This window comes from Paenibacillus sp. FSL H8-0122, assembly GCF_038005345.1.
GTDB lineage: Bacteria > Bacillota > Bacilli > Paenibacillales > Paenibacillaceae > Paenibacillus_AQ.
On the sequence record NZ_JBBOTB010000001.1, the window covers coordinates 7,104,227 to 7,125,160 of the forward strand.

Genomic DNA, 20,934 nt, shown 5'->3' on the forward strand with positions numbered 1-20,934 from the left:
ATGAAGAGAATAATAGATCAGTAAATTTTTTTTAGCTAATATCTTAACGTTAAGATAATTAAAACCAAGAGAATGGAGAGTGTTTAAAATGGTTAGTGTAGGTTTATTGTTGATGAGATTGGTGATCGGTGTAGCGTTCATTGGGCATGGCGCACAGAAGCTGTTCGGCTGGTTCGGCGGATATGGGCCTAAGGGAACAGGCGGCTGGATGGAGTCGATTGGTATCAAGCCGGGCGTGCGCATGGCGGTGCTGGCAGGTCTGATGGAGCTGGTCGGAGGCCTATTGTTCACTCTGGGTCTGCTGACTCCGGTGGCTGCGGTACTGATTGCGGCAACGATGCTCGGTGCCATTGTGAAGGTTCATGCTCCTAACGGATTTTGGTCCACGGCGAACGGGATTGAATTTCCATTAACGGTGCTGGTAGTCGCTGTAGGTATAGCGCTGACAGGCGCGGGTTCGATTTCACTGGACGCAATATTCTTCAATTAAAATAAACGCATCATCATCACAACTATCAGGAGGTTTCATTTATGACTATGCATACTGCAGGGATTCACCATGTTACCGCTTTTGTGGGAGACGCTCAGCGTAATGCTGATTTCTATGCCGGAATTCTAGGCCTGCGGCTCGTCAAAAAAACCATCAATTTCGACGCCCCCGAGGTCTACCACCTCTACTTCGGCAATGAGCAGGGTGCGCCGGGTACGATTATCACCTTCTTCCCTTGGGCTCATGGCCGCAAAGGCAGAATCGGCGGAGGACAGGTCGGTGTGACCACTTATGCTGTACCGGCTGGCTCTTTCGGATTCTGGGAGCAGCGGCTGGCCGCTTATCAGATTCCTGTGACTAAGGTTACCCGGATTGGCGAGTCGTATCTCTCTTTCGCAGATTATGACGGACTGCGGATTGAGCTGGTGGAGCGGGAAGAGGGGGCGCTGAGCACCTGGTCGTTCGGCGGCGTTCCGGTAGAGCATGCGGTCAAAGGCTTCGGAGGCGCTGTCCTCTACAGCACGGCCCCGGACCGGACAGCGGATACCCTCTCCCGCACCCTGGGAATGGAGCGTATCGCTGAAGGGGACGGCTACATCCGGTACAGAGCTTCCGGCAATATCGGTAATATTATTGATCTGAAGGCTGCTCCGGTTCCGCAGGGCGGCGGCGGTACAGGTACGGTTCACCATATTGCTTGGCGGGCCGCAGATGACAGTGAGCAGCTGGATTGGGGCCGCCGGGTTCAGAGTCACGGCTACCAGCCGACTCCGGTGCAGGACCGCCAGTACTTCAATGCCATCTACTTCCGGGAAGAAGGCGGAATTCTGTTCGAGATTGCAACCGATCCTCCGGGCTTCGCCCGTGATGAAGCACCTGAGGCGCTGGGACAGAAGCTGATGCTTCCGGCATGGTTTGAGCCGCAGCGTACGGCGATTGAAGCGAATCTAAGCCCATTTGAAATCCGCGAACTGGAGGTGAAGCAGGTATGATTCATGTATTTGAGCAAGGTACAGACGTAACGCAGCCCACACTGGTTTTATTCCATGGCACAGGCGGCAATGAACGTGATCTGCTGCCGCTGGCCGAGCTGCTGGCACCTGGAGCATCTGTCCTGGGTATCCGCGGCAACGTACTGGAGAATGGCATGCCGCGTTACTTCCGTAGGCTGGCAGAGGGGATTTTCGATGAGGAGGATCTGATCTTCCGCACCCATGAGGTGAAGCAGTTCCTGGAGGAGGCGGCTGCAAAGTATGGCTTCAATGCCGGTAATCTGGTAGCTGTCGGCTATTCCAACGGTGCGAACATCGCGGGCAGCCTGCTCTTCCATTACGGAGCCCTCTTCCGGGCGGCGGTGCTGCTGCACCCGATGGTTCCGCTGCGCGGCCTGGCGATTCCTTCGCTGCAGGGGGTTCCGGTCTTTATCGGGGCAGGGACCAATGATCCGATTATCCGCTCCGAGGAGACCCGGGAGCTGGAAGCACTGTTAAGCGGCGCCGGAGCTGAGGTTACCTCGCACTGGGGCAATCAGGGGCACCGCCTGAGCGCCGCCGAGGCGGAGGCGGCAAGAGATTGGCTGGCTGAGCATACCGATTCAGTGAAGTAACAACAGCACCACCCGAAATAACCGCCTGCGGGCCTGCCGATCACCGAGGGGATTGGCGGCTACGGCAGGCGGTTTTTTGTGGTTCTGGAGATGGTAATGTTGCATTTTCTGCATTTTCTGCAGGATTTCCATGCAGGCCGTTCCTGCCGAACCGCGCTTTCCCGCCGAACCAGAAATTCATTGAACATTCCGGCGGTAATCGGTAGTATGGAGAAATATATACACGGACCTGAACATAAATGGCTCTGCCGTCTTACTAAAGGTTACGGGCAAGAAAGGATGTATCCTGTTCATGATGAAGCAAAATTCGGTGACAAGCCTGGCTGAGGGCGGTCCGTCCAGAAGCCAGCGGCTGCAGCTTGCCGTGATTCTGGGAGCCATCGCTACCATTGGTCCCCTGTCAATTGATATGTATCTGCCTGCCCTGCCGGCTCTTGGCCTCTATTTCGATACCAGTCCCGCCATGATTCAGCTTACCCTGACCTTCTTCCTGCTGGGGCTGGCTTCGGGCCAGCTTGTGGCCGGACCGCTCAGTGATGTGCACGGGCGCCGGATTCCGCTGTTGTTCGGAATGATCATCTATGCGGTATCCTCGCTGCTCTGTGCGTTCAGCCCGTCCATCGGACTGCTGATTGTGCTGCGCTTCGTCCAGGGCCTGGCCGGATCGGTAGGGGTGGTGATCTCCCGTGCGGCGGTCCGCGATATGTACAGCGGCTCGGAATTAACCAGGTTCTTCTCGCTGCTGATGATTGTCAACGGACTGGGCCCGATTGCAGCGCCGGTTATCGGGGGGCAGCTGTTGAGAGTGACGGACTGGAAGGGCGTATTTGTAGTCTTATTCGTATGCGGGCTGCTCTTCGCGGCGGTCATTCTCCTGCGGCTGCCGGAGACCCTGCCCAAGGAACGGCGTATCCGCAGCGGGCTCAGAGGGACCCTGCGTACCTTCCGCATCCTGCTCGGCAATGCCGGATTCATGGGCTACGCGCTCTCCCAGGGCTTTGTTATGGCAGGTATGTTCGCTTATATCTCGGGGTCCTCCTTTGTTCTGCAGACGATTTACGGGGTATCCCCGCAAATGTATAGCCTGATCTTCGCCGTGAATGGCTTCGGCATTATTCTGACCGGGCAGATTGCCGGGCGGATGTCGGCCAGAGTGGGTGAGCGTAAGCTGCTGATCTGCGGCCTTCTGCTCAGTACCTCCGGAGGTATTCTGCTGCTGATTACCCTCCTTGCCGATGGCGGGCTGCTGCCGATCCTAATCTGTCTGTTCGCTGTGGTTGCAAGTGTAGGTCTTGTGGGTACGACCAGCTTCTCGCTGGCGATGCAGGATCAGGGGGAGACGGCCGGCAGCGCCTCTGCGCTTCTGGGTCTGCTTCCCTTGCTGCTGGGGAGCTGTGCGGCTCCGCTGGTCGGACTTGGCGGCAGCGGCTCGGCCCTGCCGATGGCGCTGGTCATCGCGGGAGCGGGCCTCCTGTCGGTTCTGTCCTATCTGCTGCTGTGCAGAAGAGAGGTTAAGCTGTGAGCCGCAAGGACTTTGCTACCCTGCTGCTGCTTGCTTTTGCCTGGGGGGCTTCCTTCCTGTTCATGCGGATTGCCTCGCCGGAGCTAGGTCCGGTCTTCACGACAGAGCTGCGCGTTACGATTGCCGGAGCTGCTCTGCTGCTCTATGCGTTGCTGACCCGGCGCAGGCTGGGCCTCCTGAAGCACTGGAGATCTTTCCTGCTGCTCGGTGCGGTTAACGCGGCGCTTCCGTTCACGCTGATCTGTATGGCTGAGCTGCATCTGAGCGCCTCACTGGCGGCGATTCTGAATGCTACAACCCCGATGTTCGCGGCACTGGCGGCGTGGGGGACCCGGAAGGAGAAGCCGGGGGCGGCCAAATCAGCCGGGCTGATCATAGGCCTGGTAGGTGTGGGTGTGCTGGTCGGCTGGAGTCCGCTCCCGCTGACCGGTACGGTTCTTTTATCCGTAGGTTACTCTCTTGGAGCCGCGCTCTGCTATGCGTTCGGAGGATTATATGCATCACGCGTAGGCTCCGGTCTCACTCCGCTGGCGCTTGCTGCGGGACAACAGCTGGGCGCAAGTGTGGTGCTGCTGCCGCTGGCGGTGATTTTTGCCCCGGATCATCTGCCTTCCTCCGCCGCTGTATATTCTGTCCTTGGCCTCTCGCTGATCTGCACCTCAGTGGCGTATCTGCTGTATTTCCGCCTGATTGCCAATATCGGCCCGGTCAAGACCGTTAGTGTTACCTTCCTCGTGCCTGTATTTGGCCTTTTGTGGGGCGTAATCTTCCTGCAGGAGCAGATCTATGTCAACACCATTGCCGGGCTGGTCATCATCCTGCTGAGCGTTATGCTGGTGAACCGGAGGGCCAGGAAGGGTTGAGGGGATATTCAGCAAACTTTCAGCGCATTTTAACGTTCATTGTAGAGAAAAGGGATATATTGAAGAGGTGAAAGGAGGGACACCCATGAATGTCTCATCCGTTGCCGCTTCATCATCTGTATCTTATACATCCTCCAGCGCCAGCGATACCGCTGCACTTGAGAAGCAGAAGGCGAAGCTGGAAGCTGAGCTTGAGAAAGTAAGCGCAAGCAAGGACAGCGAGCAAGCCAAAGAAACCAAAACCAAGCAGCTAGAACAGCAGATCAAGCAGATCGAAGCACAAATTGCCCAGAAGTCACAGAGTTCGGGCAGCTCCGCTTCTGCCCGCAGCGATGCTGCGCCCCCGGACAAGCCTGCCGGGAACACTAAGCTGACTGCAGCATCTGTTCAGGAGATTGCTAACGCAACCACCGACAGCGCAGGGAGATTTGACATTCGAGTATAGTCTTGAGCGAGAATTGCATGCCTCTGAAGAGAGCCGCTATTGCCGTGATGACAGGCTCTCCGTTAGGGGATGACAACCCTTGGCACGATGATAAAAGCACCCGGACTAATCGCAGTCCGGGTGCTTTTATGCAAATATGGATGTATACGCTTCTCACCATTACTGGAACAAATACAGCCCCTGTGCAGGGAATAGCCTCCGCCTGCCGTCTAACTCTTGTGAGCGTGTGACCATTATACGGGAGTTGTGCCGTAGATCTTGTTATAATGGGTTCGTATGAAGAGGGCTGAATATGTTCAGGCAACAAGAGCGTTCGGCAGTGAGGACAGGTGAAGTCATGCATACTGTAATCAAAAATAAATTGGAACGCTTCAAAATCGTACGGCTGCTGATATCCATCTACCGGATTAAGGCGGTGCGGGCGCTTTTTCCGCTGCTGATTATCGGACTGGTCTATCTGGAGGGGCAGCATGAGCTGAAGCAGATTCACTTAGGCAAAATCATCCGTGATCTGAAATCCGTTCCTGTGCCCTCTATTGTGCAGATGCTGGGGATATCGCTGCTGTCGGTGGCGGTTATGAGTACTTATGATTACTTGATCCGGCGGCATTTCCGCCTGCAGATCGGCTGGCTGCGGACCTTCCGTTATGCCTGGATTGCCAATACGTTCAATAATATGATCGGATTCGCCGGTCTGGCTGGCGCGGGCCTTAGAACGCTGCTCTATAAGCGGAGCAGTGTGCCTGCGTCCTTGCTCGCGCCGGCCATTGTGTTCCTGTCACCGCTGATGATTACGGGGCTGTCGCTGCTCGGGTGGGGGACGATAACCGGACTTCTGCCGGCAGACCGGCTGCTGGAGGCGCATCGCTGGCTGGGTTTTGCAGTCTGGGGGATAGCACTGTATCTGCCGTTCTTTGTACTTCTCCAGCGCTCTGCGCTCTTCGCCAAATGGGTTAACCGGGGTGAGGGGAGAACCGCCTGGCTTACCGTAGTTGCTTCTGTGGGTGCGTCCTTCCTGGAGTGGGTGTTCGCCGGACTGACCTTCTGGTTCATTGCCGGTGAGCTGCTCGGGAGCGCCCCATTTCTCACCGTCTTCAGTATCTATGTAGTGGCTGCGATAGCCGGAATTCTAAGTATGGCTCCCGGGGGCATCGGCGCGTTCGATCTGATTGCGCTGCTCGGACTTACCCAACTGGGCATCAAGAGCGACCATGCCATGGCAGTCCTGGTCATCTACAGATTATTCTATTACATTATCCCCTGGCTGATCGGTCTGGTGCTGGCTGCGCTGGAGTTCGGGCTGCCGGGTACGAAGGGCGCTGAACGCAGCGGCGACAGAGTGGAAGCACCTCTGACGATATGGCAGAGAATATGGGGCTGGCCCGGTCAATATACCTTCCTCAGCGATCTGGGTGTATGGGCACTCGGCAAGCTGGTCTTGGCCAGCGGTCTGCTTCTGCTGCTGTCCGCAGCTACGCCTGAGCTGCTCTACCGGCTGAAGGTGACAGAGGAACTGCTGTCGCTGCCCGTGATGCAGATCTCGCACCATCTGTCCGTGCTGATCGGCTTTATGCTGATTCTGCTGTCGCGTGGGATCTCCCTGCGCGTCCGCAGGGCTTATGTCTGGACAGGCCTGCTGCTTTTGGGCGGGGCGGTCTTTGCATTTACGAAGGGGTTCGATTACGAGGAGGCCTTGTTCCTGCTGGTGGTGGCACTGATTCTGTGGATCTCCCGAAGCCGGTTCTACCGGATCAGTGTCCCGCTGAGCGCCAAAAGCACCTTATGGTGGCTGCTCCTGACCTCGGCTGTAGCCCTCAGCTATTACGGGCTGGCGAGTTATACCCATCACGGCTTCCTAAAGCATCTCCCGCCCGGCATTCAGCCGGAATGGCTGCGGCAGCACAGTAATGTGGCCGTTACGGCGGCCGGCGGACTGATTTGCTCCTGGCTGCTGCTGACGATGCTTGTAGCCCTCAGGCCGCAGCACAAGGCAGATACGCTTCTCGCGGATAAGGATATGGCACGGCTGGAGCGCTTCCTCTCGGAGGGCTGGGGCAATGCCTTAAGCCATATGCTGTTTCTTGGTGACAAAAGCTTCTATTGGGCCCAGGAAGGCAAGGTGCTGTTCGCCTTCGCCAGAGTCCGGGACAAGCTGGTGGTACTGGGTGATCCGCTGGGGCCGATGAATCTGCTTAATAACGGAATCAGTGAGTTCAGGCAGGCTGCTGATTTGTATGGACTATCTGTAGTCTTCTATCAGGCGGCCCCGGCGCATCTTCCGCTCTATCATGAGCAGGGCTACCGGTTCTTCAAGCTGGGGGAAGAAGCGCTGGTCCCGCTGGCGGACTTCAGCATTAGCGGATCGCGGAACGCCAGCCTGCGGAGTGTGAAGGGGCGGTTCGAGCGCGAGGGCTACCATTTCGAGATCACAGAGGCCCGGCATTCGAAGGAGCTGCTGCAGGAGCTTCTCCTGTTGTCAGAGGAATGGCTGGCCGGGCGCAGGGAGAAAGGCTACTCGCTGGGCTGGTTCAGCGAGCCGTACCTCCAGCTCGCACCGCTGGCGCTGCTGCGTGGAGCAGACGGCCATTTGCTGGCTTTTGCCTCCATAGCTCCTGGTTACGACGGGCAGAAGACAGTCTCGGTGGATCTGATGCGCCATCACAAGGATACCCCGAACGGGACTATGGATTACCTGTTCCTGTGTCTGCTGGAATGGGCGAAAGCGCGCGGTTACAGAAGCTTCAATCTCGGGTCTGCGCCGCTGTCCAATGTCGGGGGCCGCTTTGGAGCGCTGCGGGAGGAGAAGCTTGCCCGGCTGGTTTTTGAACGCGGAGGCCACTGGTACGGCTTCTCCGGTCTGCGCCGGTATAAGGAGAAGTTCAACCCGGCGTGGGAGCCGCGTTATCTGGCTTATCCCGCTGCGGTGACTCTCCCTCTCTTGACTCTGGATCTGGTGAGGCTGGTCTCCAGGCATCCGGAGGAGGAGAATTGAGATGAATAGCCTTTTGGCGATTGGCGAATAAGCCTTGTAGTAGACGGAAGGCCGGATACGGCGATAAGGAGTTGCGGAAAATATTTGATTTTTTGCAACTTTTTATATATACAAGCGTCATAAACAAGGATTCAAAAATCGCGTAACAGGAGGATTATTCTATGTTCAAGAAGGTATTGGTTATTTCCGCGTTGACTATGGGCCTGCTGATTTCCGCCGGTCCGGCGAACGCCAGTCCCAAAGAGCAGCCGCTTAATGAGCAGACCGATGTGATATGGATTAGCGGAAATGCAGTGGCACTTGTGGATCATGTGAATAATAAAGCAGATATCGTTGATTTACATACAAACACTGCGATTACGATATCAGAGGACTCCAGCCGTATCCTGGACTTACAGGTGATGAGCAGTCCCCCGAAAATTGTGCTGCTTAAACAAGGCAAGGGTACTAAAATATCGAAATCTGTATTCTCTTCTAATGGAAGTCTCCTCAGTAAAAGGGATATTCCGCTTAAAACGGCAGGGGATAAAGTGAAATGGGTAGCTCCAACCGGTAAAACCAATGAACGGGTCATGGTCCAAGCGGGGAATACCTTCAGCCTCTATCAGTATCCCTGGGTGAAGCCGAATGTTACTTACAATGCCAAGTTCGTTGATAAGGGATATGAGAATGTATCCGTAATGGATTGGGATTTTCAGGGATACCCGTATTTGGCGGTTAAGTATCAGGCACAGGGCATTATGAGCACGGACTATCTGTTGAGGCTGGTTGATCTGCATTCAAGAAATGAGACAGTAATCAAGGACTTCAATACGGACTTTTCCATTCAATCCAGCGGGAACTTCTATACTGCCTTCACTTCGTACACCTATCAGCCCGTGCCGGGGAATGTCAGTCGTCCTTCAGCTGATGAGACTCAGAAGGTCTTTCGGTTAATCAGCAAAGCTACTGGCAAAGAAACAGCTTCTGTAAAACAAGTCTTCAAAGAGGAAGGCGACGTTTCCGGTTGGGTTACGGAGGCTAATAATGGTCAGGTTTTTGTGGGGGATCTGCAGGTGAACTCATGGTCCTTATTCTCTCAGGGGGGCGCGGAGCTGCTGAAGAATCAGGAATGGCCGAAGAATGGCACCACCAAATTCCTATACGCTAATGTGAAGTCGAAAACAGCGTATTTCCTGGATTATTCCTCAGGTGATATCTCGGTCATTGCGAGTACATTGAAGTAAATAAAGCTGCTGTAGCTGCAAAAAAAAGGTGCCGCCCTCTCCGAAGCTGGAGGTGGCGGCTTGCTTTTAATTAGGAGTGTTCGAATGGTTGGGGGGGCTCGGACGCATGCTGAATGAGTAAATGGTGTGCCAAGATTGTATGCGAAAAACAGCATACATTGGGCAGCTAGAGGGTACGCGAGTCAAATGTATGTCAAAAACAGCATACAATGTGCTGCCGCGCAGGCGCACAGGCCGAATGTATGCCGAAAACAGCATACAATGGGCAGCTAGAGGGTGCGCGAGTCAAATGTATGTCAAAAACAGCATACAATGTGCTGCCGCGCAGGCGCACAGGCCGAATGTATGCCGAAAAACAGCATACAATGTGCTGCCGCGAGGGAGAGCGGACCGGATTAAGGCCAAGTGAGCAAAAATCAGGGGCAATAGTGCCCCTGATTTCGCCGGATGCCCCACAAGTGGGCGGATGCGGATAGGTAAGGTGGGGAGAACTGTACTAGCTGCGCAGCCGTATAAGTTCTTACACTATCCATCCGCTATGGTGATTTTGTTCACTGAATCGTCCCGTACCCGCTCAGCTGATACGCGCTACCCACCACAGCGTAGCTGCGACCGTCAGGATACCTAGCGCTGCCAGCGTGTCACGCCTGCTCCAGCGGAGCTGATAGACGGGGGTCCGCTGCTTGGCTGGATCGTACCCCCGCGATTCTACGGCTGTCGCCAGCTCGTCGCCCATACCCAGGACAAGAATCAGCAGAGGCACGATGATTAGGGCGATCTGCCTCGGGGACCAGCGGGCCACCCCGCGGGCGCGCCTTCCGCGTGAGCCCAGCGCAAGCTGCAGCTGGGCCAGCTTGCCGAGAATCCACGGCACGAACTGCAGGGTCACGGATACGGCAAGCGACCAGTTACGGGTGCGGATGCCCAGGGCCCGCAGCGGAGCGATGCCCCATTCCAGACCCTCGCGCAATGGAGCACCGGTGGTCGTCTCGGTGAACAGGAAGCCCAGGGCAATTAACAGCAGGAAGCGCAGCGCGTTAATTCCCCCGCGCACGAGTCCTGCATAGCTGAAGCTGAGCGGCCCGAGTGCGAAGTCGGGAGAGCTCCAGCTAAGCCCGGACAGGAGCCAGAGGAACAGGAACATCAGCAGGAACGGGCGGAAGAAGCGGAAGGCCCGGCGCCAGGAGATGCGGGCCGAAGCCGCGAGCCCGGCCAGCAGGCCGGCAGTAAGCAGCAGCGGGAGCAGAGTGTTCATCCCTAGCAGGACCAGCGAGCCGAGAATCATCCCCAGCCATTTGGCCCGGGGATCGAGTCCTTGCCAGCCGGGCCTGCGCGGGGTGTTCTGTTCTTGTCTTGGATTGCCAGGCCTGATTATTGACTGGTCCGTCTGCGCTCCGGCAGGTTGAGGAGGATTCCCCCGGTGCCGTTTATCTTCTGCACTGTATTGCGTGCGGTGTTCGCGGGTGCGGCCGCTCTGGTTGCCGGGTGGCATGGTGCTGCTGCGGGCAGAGGCGCCAGTGCCTGCCGGCAAACTGTCTGTCTGCGGCATAGGCAGCGGGTGCTTTTCCAGCCCTATCAGCAGCTCCTCCAGATTGTCCGGGACTGCTTCCAGCAGGCCATGCTGCACCGCTCTGCGTCCCATAGAAGCATAGACGGGGGGAGTGAGTCCGGCGTCTGCCAGCAGGCTGGGATCAGCAGTCAATGCCGGAGCAGGACCGTCATAATGGATAGCACCGTGCTTCATCACGATGACCTTGTCGGCAACCGGCAGGAAGCTGTCCAGATCATGGGTGCCGATGATCAGGGTCAGGCCGCTACTGCGCAGCTGCTGTACCATTTCGAGCAGTGCCTGCGCTGCCTGGGGGTCCAGCCCTGCGGTCGGCTCATCCAGAATCAGAAGCCCGGGCTGTACGGCCAGAGCACCCGCAATACATACGCGCCGCTTCTCACCCCCGCTAAGCAGAAAGGGAGAGCGCCCGGCGAATTCATCGTAAGCCAGCCCGGTCTTCGCCAGAGCGCCCGCGATGATCTCCGTCCGCTTCTCCTTGGACACCCCTCGCTCCATCAGGCCGTATTCGATATCCTTATGTACCGTACCCGCGAACAGCTGAGTCTCCGGCTGCTGGAATACCATGGATGCAGCTTCGGCAGTCTTGTAGTCCGTCTTCTTCCCGTGATCGTAAAGTATCTGCCCGGAGGAGGGCTGTGCAAGGCCCGCGAGCAGACGGAGCAGCGTAGACTTACCGCTCCCGTTCACTCCGCAGAGGACAGTGAGTATACCTGTAGGAATATCCAGAGAGATATCCTGAACCGCTGGCCTGCCGCCTTCATAGCAGAAGGAGAGATGCTCGGTATGAATTCTCATAGCAGCTCCTCCAGATCCTGTCCGGTCAGCGGCAGCAGGTGAAGCGGCCAGCCCTGCTTCTGCAGCAGCTTCCCGACCCGGACGGCCGGAGAAGGAAGCCAGCCGAGGGTCTCCGGCAGCTCCGAGGTATAGAACAGGCTGCGCGGGCTGCCGTCATAGAGCAATTGCCCTTTGCCCAGCACCGCGATGCGCGGGCTTGCGGCCAGCTCCTCCATCCGCTGCGTGACCCAGAGGATGGTAGTCCCTGCCTGCCATAGCCCCTGGGCCAGCTCCAGAATATCCGATCTTCCCTCAGGGTCCAGCATCGAGGTAGCCTCATCGAAAATAATCATTTCGGCTTCCAGTGCCAGGCAGCAGCCTACCGCCAGACGTTGGCGCTCTCCGCCGGATAGTGTAGATACCTCTGCCTCCGCTTTATGGCTTAGTCCTACCTGCTGTAGAATCTCATGGATTCGTGCAATCATCCGCCCCCGTTCCAGTCCCCGGTTCTCCAGCCCGAAGGCGATATCCTCGAAGGGGGTGGAGCCAACCGTCTGTGCTTCGGGATTCTGAAATACGAGCTGCACCCGCTGCTTTACTATTGTCCGGTTCTCCGGCAGGCGCAGGTCCAGTCCGGCCACGGACAGACTGCCGCCGGAGGGGGTGTTCAGTCCGTTGAAGGAGCGGATTAGCGAGGTTTTGCCGCAGCCGTTGGCCCCTGTCAGCGCTACCCATTCCCCAGGCTCTATATGAATGTTAATCCCTTGCAGTACCGTACGGGGATGCGGCCCCTCCCGCACGGACAAGCTTATATTATGCGCCCTGATCATCCTCATGCCTGCTTTCCGTCCAGCTCTAGTCAACAATTGCTACCCATTATAACAAAGATTTCAGGATTGATGTATCTGGAGGGTGATGTTATAGTGATCCCAAGTGAAAACGGCTTTACCGTCCTTTTAAAGGACGGTACCGTTTCGGCGAGAAATAGAAAGATAATTTGTAGCGTGAAACATATAAATTCTTATATTTTTAGAAAAGGGGGAACCTCCCGGCCATGAAGAAATGGACCACCCGCGGCCTGATATTCAGTGCCTTATTCGCCGCCGTCATGATAGCTCTGAGTTATTTGAAAATCTCGCTGCCCTTCTCCACGGTACCCATTACCATGCAGACCCTCGCGGTAATGCTGGCTGGTTCGATCCTTGGGGCCCGTTACGGGGCGCTTGCTGTGCTGATCGTGATCGGACTCGCCGCTGCCGGATTCCAGGTGATGGGCGGAAGCGGAGGATTGGCGGTCCTGGTTGGCCCTACCGCAGGATATATCTTCTCCTGGCCGTTCGTGGCCTGGCTGATCGGCTTTTTCGCCGAACGTATTAAGCAGGACCAATACACCTTCGTGAAGCTGCTGGCCGCTAACTTTATCTTCGGGGCACTGTTAGTTTATCCGGGCGGTGTGGGGTGGCTGGCCTATTCCACAGGTATGGATTCACTCAGCAAGGCATTGACGGCAGGCATGTGGCCGTTTCTTCCGGGCGACCTGCTCAAAGCAGTCTTGTGTTCGGCTGTAGTAACGGCGGTATGGAAGGTTTATCCGATCGAACGTATCCTGAACAGTGACACAGGCGTCTGGGCTGAAGGGGACAACACAACCACAACTCGTTAACCGCAAGCTGCTAACCAATAAATGCAAGTGCTAACTGCAAGCTATGTCTTGCTCAGCATAAATAGGCGAATTCATAGCCCCTGCGGCGTGGATTCGCCTATTTCGCGTTATTCACAATAGGAATTCTGTGGGCGTTCATCAGATGTTAAGCGTGCTGTGGATAAAATGTGAATAAGGTCGGGGATAAATCCCGTTGGTGGAGCCGGAAATGAGCCGGATGAGTACCAGATGAGGAAATGAGTGAATTGTTTTGGCTTGAAGAGAGTAATATATTTCTTTTGTGTATAATATGTGGATAAAATGGGAGAGGGTTGCGAAGGCAGTGAAGTCGCAGAGGAATAGATGTGTTGGAGTACTAAAAGTAAAATGAGTGTACTTGAGGTGGTTACTTGATTTAAAGAACAAAAGTGAGCCTGCGAATGAAATGAGGAACACTACTGCACTTGATTTCACTACCCGAGTCACTTCTCACCTATAAAACAATGCCGTCCCCCTAACAACAGGGACGGCATTGTTCATCTTTACAGGCCTACTCCTCCGCGCAGGCATCGGCTGGCATCGGCTCGGGCAGCGCCCAGACGGAGACGCTGCCGCCGTTGACCGGGAATACGGCCCAGCCGTCTTCGCCGATGGTGACGGACTCCCCGCGGTTATGGGTGAAGTCCTCCCATACCTCTCCGCTGCGCGCTTCGCCCACGAACATCCGCTTCTCTCCGTTGTCTCCATTGGAGATGACTACAGCGCAGCCGGAGCCTTCAATCTCCTGCACACCGCGCCGGACCCAGCCGATGGTGTTGGGATGATCGAAATAATCGTCCTGCTCCCCGTAAGCTTTGGTGTAGCGTGCGCAGAGCAGAGGATCGATGGCGTCCTTCTTGCCTTCCATCGGCGCAGGGCCGCCGATGCCGTAATAATCTCCGTAGAAGACAACGGGATAGCCGTCGCGCCGCAGCAGAATCAGGGCGTAGGCGCTTTGCTTGAACCAGTCGCCCACCCAGGATTCCAGTGCCTCATGCGGCTGGGAGTCGTGGTTGTCAACGAAGGTGACAGCATTCGCGGGATGTGTCTGGACCAGCGTATCGTCGAAGATATGCGTCAGGTCGAAATCCCGGCCTGCCAGTGCGGCGGAGTAGAGCTTGTAATGAAGGGAGACATCGAACAGATCGATCTGGTAATCTACAGTGTTCAGGAATTCGCGGCAAGCCTCCAGATTAGAGTTCCAGAATTCACCGACGATGTAGAAGTCCTCGCCGCGCTTCTTTTTCATCTCCATGGCGAATTCCTTGATGAACTCATGGTTGATATGCTTGATCGCATCCAGCCGGTATCCGCTGCATTGCAGCGTATCGACCAGCCACTTGCCCCAGTTCAGCATCTCATTCTTCACATCGTCATTGCTGTAATCAATGTTGGCGAACATCAGATAGTCGTAGTTGCCGAATTCGTCATCCACATTCTGATTCCAGCCTTTATTCGTGCCGTCAATCCGGAAGACGCCGTTGCGGCCTTCCTTGGCATCGAAATCGGTTCCGTTGAAGTGGGTGTGATTCCACTTGAAGCTGGAGTATTCATCCCCGCGTCCCGGGAAATCAAATTTGGTCCAGCCTTCAATCTCGAACGGCTCGGAGATATCCTTGGTACGGTCGTTCGGGTCCACCTCAATCACCTCGAAGACCTCGGTCTCATCCGCTCCGGCTTTATGGTTCATGACCAGATCCACGTAGACCGCAATGCCGTTCTTCAGGCACTCGGCAATCGCGTCGATTAACTCCTGCTTGGTTCCATACTTCGTGCGTACATCACCCTTTTGATCGAATTCACCGAGGTCATACAGATCGTAGACTCCATAACCGGTATCTTCGGGCGAGACGGCCTTGGTAACAGGGGGAACCCATACCGAATCAATGCCCGCCGCCTTCAGTTCCGGGGCCATCTGGGCAAGGCGTTTCCAGTGTTCTCCGTCCGCCGCGACATGCCATTCAAAAAACTGCATCATAGTATGATTTCTCTTCATAATTCTTTGGCCTCCTCTACAATATAAGACGAATGGGACGGTGATCAGATGCTTCAGCAGGGAGTAGAAGAGATTTATGTAGACCTCTGTACATCAGTTGAATAAGTCCAGTTGGCGCGGGGCCAGCCCGCCGTCGATCCCAAACAGCGATTGCAGCTCCTGAGCATTGGGAGTGGCATCCCCGGCAGAATTATTATTAAATACCACGTAAATATTCTTACAGGTCTGTTCAAGCTCCAGCAGCCGGTCCCGCCACTGCGTTAACTCTTCGGTGCTGTAACGGTACAGATAGCGAAGCTTGCGCCAGTCCGGGTGGCTGCTCTGATTCCAGCCTGCAGTGTTGCGCCCATGCAGCCGCACGTAGGTGAGGTCCGGCCGGGTGGCGACAGGGACAATCGGGATGGAGCCGGAGCCTGCCTGCGGCTCGTCGGCTATCGTATGAATCCAGCCTTCTTGCTTCAGGAACCCGAGGGTCCGCTCACGCATCTCAGGGCTGTACCAGGAATCATTACGGAATTCGATGGCAGCGGGCACATCCAGCAGCCGCTCCTTCGCGTCACGCAGGAAATCCACGTTGTCTTTGGTGCAGTCGAACCAGGGCGGGAATTGAAACAGTGCCATCGCCAGCTTCCCCGCTGAGCGGACAGGAGCGATAGAGGTATGGAAGGCCCGGTACATCTCCTCCGGCGTATCGTAGTAATTCTTTTTCCCCCGCAGATGTCCGGTCATTCCCTGATAAGCCTTCACAATGAACTGGAACGCCTCCGGCGTCTGGTTGACCCATTTCTCATAATTCCGGACCGGCTGAACCGCGTAGAAGGAACTGTCAATTTCCACAATGGGAAAATGGGCGCTGTAGGCGGGGAGGCGGTCGGCAGGTTTGATTTTGCCGTACAGCTCCTCATGGTCTCCGAAGCCGGTCAGCCCGATCTTGATCATAGAACCCCCTCCTTGTCGCATGAACCTGAATTCTGCCGAACGGATCGGCTAACTCTTATTAAACTGAAAACCCGCCTATGCAAACAACAGGAGAACACGAATGACGGAATTCAGTGCAGGGACAGGAAAGAACTGGAGAAAAAGGGACTATGGAAGCTGGTATCACCAAAAGAGAAGGCGGATATACCCGGCAGGTGCCATTTATTCAAATATAAGAATTTTTATGTTTCACACTATAAATTATTCTTCTATTTCCCGCTGAAACGGTACCGTCCTTTAAAAGGATGGCAATGCCGTTTCTACTTGATATGCGCAGGGGAAGCGGGAGGTGCCATGCGGGGCAGGAAAAGAGGGCTTGCCTCCATCACATGGGCTTGAAGCGGGTGATGGAGGAGACGCCATATAGATGTACGCTATTGCGGCCGTTACGCTTGGAGGAGTAGAGGGCATGGTCTGCTTCCGAGAGCAGCTCCTCCAGTGAGGTCGAACGGCGGAAGGCTTCAGCCACGCCGAAGCTGGCTGTGATTTTAATTGTTCCTGTGAAGGTAGAGAAGGTGCTCTGCTCGATGTCCCTGCGGATACGCTCAGAGATCAGGGCTGCTTCCTTCAAGAGGGCTCCCGGCAGGCTTAAGACGAATTCTTCACCTCCGTACCGTCCGAAGACATCCCCCTCCCGGACATGCTGGCGGCATACGCTTACTACATGCTGTAAGGCCATATCCCCGTGATGGTGCCCGTAGCGGTCGTTAATGCTTTTGAAGAAATCGATATCCAGCAGGATGACCGAGAAGGGGGCGGCGGAGTCGGCAGCTTCCTGCAGCCGTTCCCGGCTCAGCTCCATGAAGTGGGTCCGGTTGTAAATGCCGGTCAGGCTGTCGATGGTGGCGAGCTGCAGCAGCTTCTCCTGGAGCAGGGTGCGTTCGGTAACATCGATCAGCATGATCATCCGCCCGGCAAGATGGCCGTCATGCTTCTGGACCGGAGAGGAACGGACCTGATAATAGCGGACTTCTCCGCCGGAATGCCACACCAGTTCCTGCTCTTCGCTGATCTGCGGATTGGAATTCATTACATAATCGACCGCCTCCTTGCCGGCAGGCAGGAAAAGCTGGGCCAGCGGGCGGCCGATGGCGGCGGCATCCAGATCCTCAAGCATCTCGGCAGCGGCCCGGTTATAGTCCACCAGCTTGTCGGAGAGGTCCATGACGAGTACGCCGTCGCGCATGCTCTCGAACAGATTCTCTCTGGCAATCGGCGCGGCGGTCAGCATCCCTCTGGACAGAATGGCCCATATATACAGGGACGAGGTTACACTCATCACAACGGGAACAGGGTCTGTTCCATACGGAGTCAGGTCCATCAGATAGAGGAAGGCCCCCAGCGCAGGCAGGAATTGTCCGACAAAAATAATCAGCATCTGCCGCAGATAAGCCCGCCGCATCCGCCCCCAGCGCCAGAGGATCAGGCACATCCCGGCCAGCATACAGCCGAAGGTCAGACTGCCCTGGACGATATACCAGGGTCCCATGACGATATCCACCAGCGGTGCAGGCGCGCCTTCCCGGAAGTAGATAGCCTTATAGAACAGGTGATGGGAGTCGTTGGTCCAGACAAGCACCGTGGAGATCACGGGGACGGAGTAGAGGAGGACCAGCAGTTTTCGGGAGACCAGACGCTCCAGGCCCACGAAGTGCATGATCATCAGCAGACTGGAGGGCGCGATGTACGGCATTCCGAGATACTCCAGCTTGATCCAGAACTTAATCTGTTCCATCGAGTTCCCCGAGAGCTCGAGCGCGAAGGCGAATGTGTATACCGCCGAGGCGGCGGAGCTGACGATGAATGCGCGCAGACCCGAGAAGTCAGTCTTCCTGTAAAAAGCAAACAGGGCGAGCAAGGCGTTCAGCACACCGGAGATCGAAACGATAATAATGTAGTTGGAAATCAGAGATGCCATGGGGAGCGCCTCCATGGATTGGGATAAGCATTGGACATTGTGAATAGTCTCCTGGCTGAAACGGTACCGTCCTTGAGAGGACGGCAAAGCCGTTTCCACTTATAGTTACTTACTATTTTTATCGGCAGTCAGCTCTATTATTTACACTGTAAGCGGCTCCCTAGACAAAGTGACGGAATTTCACAGCCTCAATGTTACGCTTTGTCTAATGTGGGATTCGCAGGCAACGTGTAACATGTTAATTAATCCTACATGAAAAAAGAAAAAGTACGGAAAACGTGATATTTATGTTATGTTAATTAACATTAAATAGATTCAGGGATGGAGGGGACTGGAGATGTCACTAGTAGCAGCAACAATTCCTGAAATACAGCTGGAGCATGTCGAAATGCGTTACCAGACGGAGACGGCAGATGTGCTGGCCCTGCATCAGGTAAGTCTCGATATTGCCAAGGGGGAGTTCGTCTCCCTGCTGGGTCCTTCCGGGTGCGGAAAGACTACGCTGCTGAGGCTGATGGCAGATCTTATCACACCAACGGCTGGAAATATCATGGTGGCAGGCAAAAGCGCCAAGGAGGCCCGGCTGGCACAGAAATACGGTATTGTGTTCCAGAGTCCGGTGCTGTATGACTGGCGGAAGGTCAAGCATAATATTACCCTGCCGCTGGAGCTGCTGGGCGTCAAGAGATCGATCCGTGAGGACAAAGCGCTGGAGCTGCTTGATCTCGTGGGCTTGCAGGGGTTCGCCGATAAGTATCCCTGGCAGCTCAGCGGGGGGATGCAGCAGCGTGTAGCTATTGCCCGGGCACTCTCCATGGAGCCGGAAATTCTGCTCATGGATGAACCGTTCTCGGCGCTGGATGAATTCACGCGCGAGCGGCTGAATGAAGAGCTGCTCTCCGTCTGGAGTAAGGTACAGAGCACAATTGTATTCGTTACCCATAGCATTCCCGAATCGATCTTCCTGTCGGACCGGGTGTTCGTCCTGTCTCCGCATCCGGGCAGACTCTCGGCGGTTGTCGATATTCCGCTGCCCCGTCCGCGTACAGCGGACATGAGGAACCGTCCGGAGTTCTTCGAGCTGATTGCCCGTATCCGCGACAGCTTCGAAGGGGTGTAGTGATGAAGCTGAACCGTGCGTTAATGCGGGGGCGTGCGCTGCCGCTGCTTGTCTGGATCTGCGGGCTGCTGGTGCTGTGGGAGGCGGTCTCCTGGTGGCTGCTGCATGTGGCGAAGACGCCGCTGGCCCAGTCCAAGCTGCCTTATGTTCACGAGGTGGCGCTCACTCTGTGGCAGTACAGCGGCACCCTTCTCCGGGAAGGGGGAGCCACCTTCGGCAATGCCGGGGTGGGTTTCCTGATCGGAGCGCTCTCCGGAGTGCTGTTGGCCGTGCTGATGAGCCTCTCCCGGACGATAGAGCAGCTTGCCTTCCCGTATGCGGTTGCTTCGCAGATGATTCCGATTCTGGGGCTGGCGCCGATTATATACGGGATTGTGCGGGATGAGCAGATGTCGCGGATCATCATCTCCGGCTATATCACCTTCTTCCCGGTGGCGCTGAATATGTTGCGCGGTCTGCGGAGTGTGGACCCCTCTGCCCTGGAGCTGATGCACTCTTATGCCGCCAAGCCGTGGGCTGTATATTGGAAGCTTCGCTTCCCGGCAGCACTGCCGGGGCTGTTCAGCGGGCTGAAGATTGCAGCGCCGCTGGCTGTAACGGGCGCAATTCTGGTTGAGCTGATGGGTGCTCAGCGCGGGATCGGGGTTATTATGCTCCGCAATCTCTATTATGGACCCTCCCATACCTACATGTTCTGGTCCACGGTACTGGTCGGTGCTCTGCTGGGTATGGCCAGCTATTGGCTGATGAGTCTGGTGGAGCGTCTGGTAGCCCCCTGGCAGCCGGAATTCCGTCCCCAAGGAGGCAGCCGCTAATGGAAAGTAATACGGTTCGCGAATTTACATCCTCTAACAACGTTATTTCGCCAGATACGGACCAAGGCGGAGATCCATGGAAATTCCTGAAATGGCTGAACCCCGGGTTCGTGCTGCCGCTGCTTGCCGGAGCTTTGTTCCTGCTGCTGTGGGAGCTCCAGATCTTTCACCGCATCTTCGATCTGAAGAAATATCAGCTGCCGCTACCCTCCGCCATCGCTGAAGCGATGCGGGACAATCTCAGTCTGCTGCTCTCTTATACCGGGTATACCCTCACTGAAGCCGTTCTTGGTATGCTGATCGGCTCCGGCTGCGGCTTCCTGATTGCCTTGGCTGCTATGGCCTGGCCCCGCTGGGGCGGCGGCAGCCTCACGATGGTAGCTGCACTCAATGCCGTTCCCATTGTGGCGCTTGCCCCTATCATGAACCTGTGGTTCGGGGACGGCATCGGCTCGCGGGCGGCGATTGTGACCGCGACCACGATGGCGGCTATGGCGATCAATGCCTACAAGGGTATGGCGGCTGTGGACCCGCTGGCGCTGGACCTGATGCATTCCTATGCGGCAGGCAAGCGGGCGGTATTCCGCCATCTGCGGATTCAGAACAGTCTGCCTTATGTATTCACCGCCTTGAAGATCAACGCTACAGCGAGCATGATCGGGGCGATTGTCGGGGAGTTTTTCTTCTCTTCGCGGGGGCTGGGTTATCTCCTCTCGAATTCGATCAAGGTGGCGAAGATGCCGCTGGGCTGGGCCTGCATCGTGCTTGCCGCGGTTGCCGGAGTCATCTTTTACCTGGTCGTGGAGCGGCTGGAGAAGGTGTTTATCAAGTGGCACCCTTCCCGGCGTACGTAGTGTGTAATTCCTGCAAATAGCAACAAGAGCGCAATCATACTGTGTCAGACCGTCTTACAAAAAAATGATTGGTAGGGGGAGTTG

17 protein-coding genes are annotated in these 20,934 nt (G+C 56.0%); 12 read left to right on the forward strand and 5 right to left on the reverse strand.

Annotated elements, in window-relative coordinates; genetic code table 11:
* Positions 1-88 precede the first annotated feature (88 nt).
* The 8 genes from NSS64_RS30600 (at position 89) to NSS64_RS30635 (ending at position 9,144) form a co-directional block, all read left to right on the forward strand.
* The gene (locus NSS64_RS30600) at positions 89-490 is read left to right on the forward strand and encodes a DoxX family protein (RefSeq protein WP_036728167.1); all 402 of its coding nucleotides are present in this window, start codon (positions 89-91) and stop codon (positions 488-490) included.
* 41 nt (positions 491-531) lie between these two features.
* Positions 532-1,482 (forward strand): ring-cleaving dioxygenase, encoded by a 951-nt coding sequence (locus tag NSS64_RS30605; RefSeq protein WP_341142581.1) that lies wholly within the window; start codon positions 532-534, stop codon positions 1,480-1,482.
* A complete protein-coding gene (locus NSS64_RS30610) occupies positions 1,479-2,096 on the forward strand; it encodes an alpha/beta hydrolase (protein ID WP_341142582.1) in 618 nt (205 codons plus the stop codon). Before NSS64_RS30605 ends, NSS64_RS30610 begins: the two co-directional genes overlap by 4 nt.
* Positions 2,097-2,388: 292 nt before the next feature.
* Complete coding sequence (locus NSS64_RS30615) at positions 2,389-3,618, forward strand: multidrug effflux MFS transporter (protein ID WP_445667821.1); 1,230 nt, start codon at positions 2,389-2,391, stop codon at positions 3,616-3,618.
* Positions 3,615-4,481 carry a DMT family transporter gene (locus NSS64_RS30620; RefSeq protein WP_341142583.1) on the forward strand — a complete coding sequence of 289 codons (867 nt, stop codon included), beginning with the start codon at positions 3,615-3,617 and terminating at the stop codon, positions 4,479-4,481. The genes NSS64_RS30615 and NSS64_RS30620 overlap by 4 nt, the downstream gene beginning before the upstream one ends.
* A gap of 85 nt (positions 4,482-4,566) precedes the next feature.
* Entirely contained in the window at positions 4,567-4,926 is a 360-nt protein-coding gene (locus tag NSS64_RS30625; RefSeq protein WP_341142584.1) for a FlxA-like family protein, read from the forward strand.
* A gap of 337 nt (positions 4,927-5,263) precedes the next feature.
* Positions 5,264-7,918 carry a bifunctional lysylphosphatidylglycerol flippase/synthetase MprF gene (gene mprF, locus NSS64_RS30630; protein ID WP_341142922.1) on the forward strand — a complete coding sequence of 885 codons (2,655 nt, stop codon included), beginning with the start codon at positions 5,264-5,266 and terminating at the stop codon, positions 7,916-7,918.
* A gap of 161 nt (positions 7,919-8,079) precedes the next feature.
* A complete protein-coding gene (locus NSS64_RS30635) occupies positions 8,080-9,144 on the forward strand; it encodes a hypothetical protein (RefSeq protein WP_340946382.1) in 1,065 nt (354 codons plus the stop codon).
* A gap of 574 nt (positions 9,145-9,718) precedes the next feature.
* Here NSS64_RS30635 and NSS64_RS30640 read toward each other — a convergent pair.
* Both NSS64_RS30640 and NSS64_RS30645 read right to left on the reverse strand, forming a co-directional pair.
* Positions 9,719-11,509, reverse strand: a complete 1,791-nt coding sequence (locus tag NSS64_RS30640) for an ATP-binding cassette domain-containing protein (protein WP_341142585.1) — start codon at positions 11,507-11,509, stop codon at positions 9,719-9,721.
* Positions 11,506-12,318, reverse strand: a complete 813-nt coding sequence (locus tag NSS64_RS30645) for an ATP-binding cassette domain-containing protein (RefSeq protein WP_341142586.1) — start codon at positions 12,316-12,318, stop codon at positions 11,506-11,508. The genes NSS64_RS30640 and NSS64_RS30645 overlap by 4 nt, the downstream gene beginning before the upstream one ends.
* A 224-nt stretch (positions 12,319-12,542) precedes the next feature.
* Here NSS64_RS30645 and NSS64_RS30650 point away from each other — a divergent pair, with 224 nt between their 5' ends.
* Positions 12,543-13,151 (forward strand): biotin transporter BioY, encoded by a 609-nt coding sequence (locus NSS64_RS30650; protein WP_341142587.1) that lies wholly within the window; start codon positions 12,543-12,545, stop codon positions 13,149-13,151.
* Between the two features lie 529 nt (positions 13,152-13,680).
* On the opposite strand, the gene NSS64_RS30655 is transcribed toward NSS64_RS30650, so the two are convergent.
* The 3 genes from NSS64_RS30655 to NSS64_RS30665 form a co-directional block, all read right to left on the reverse strand.
* Positions 13,681-15,165, reverse strand: coding sequence for an alpha-amylase (locus NSS64_RS30655; protein ID WP_341142588.1), 1,485 nt, complete (start codon positions 15,163-15,165; stop codon positions 13,681-13,683).
* 93 nt (positions 15,166-15,258) lie between these two features.
* Complete coding sequence (locus NSS64_RS30660; protein WP_340946389.1) at positions 15,259-16,104, reverse strand: DUF72 domain-containing protein; 846 nt, start codon at positions 16,102-16,104, stop codon at positions 15,259-15,261.
* A gap of 364 nt (positions 16,105-16,468) precedes the next feature.
* Complete coding sequence (locus tag NSS64_RS30665) at positions 16,469-18,061, reverse strand: histidine kinase N-terminal 7TM domain-containing diguanylate cyclase (protein WP_340946391.1); 1,593 nt, start codon at positions 18,059-18,061, stop codon at positions 16,469-16,471.
* A gap of 337 nt (positions 18,062-18,398) precedes the next feature.
* Between NSS64_RS30665 and NSS64_RS30670 the strand changes: the two genes are divergently transcribed.
* From NSS64_RS30670 to NSS64_RS30680, 3 genes are read left to right on the forward strand one after another with little or no spacing between them, the layout of a single operon-like run.
* On the forward strand, positions 18,399-19,181 hold the full coding sequence (locus NSS64_RS30670) for an ABC transporter ATP-binding protein (protein ID WP_341142589.1): 783 nt from the start codon (positions 18,399-18,401) through the stop codon (positions 19,179-19,181).
* A 2-nt stretch (positions 19,182-19,183) separates the two neighbouring features.
* Positions 19,184-19,996, forward strand: coding sequence for an ABC transporter permease (locus NSS64_RS30675; RefSeq protein WP_340946395.1), 813 nt, complete (start codon positions 19,184-19,186; stop codon positions 19,994-19,996).
* Positions 19,996-20,850, forward strand: a complete 855-nt coding sequence (locus NSS64_RS30680) for an ABC transporter permease (protein ID WP_341142590.1) — start codon at positions 19,996-19,998, stop codon at positions 20,848-20,850. The genes NSS64_RS30675 and NSS64_RS30680 overlap by 1 nt, the downstream gene beginning before the upstream one ends.
* The last annotated feature ends 84 nt before the right edge of the window (positions 20,851-20,934 follow it).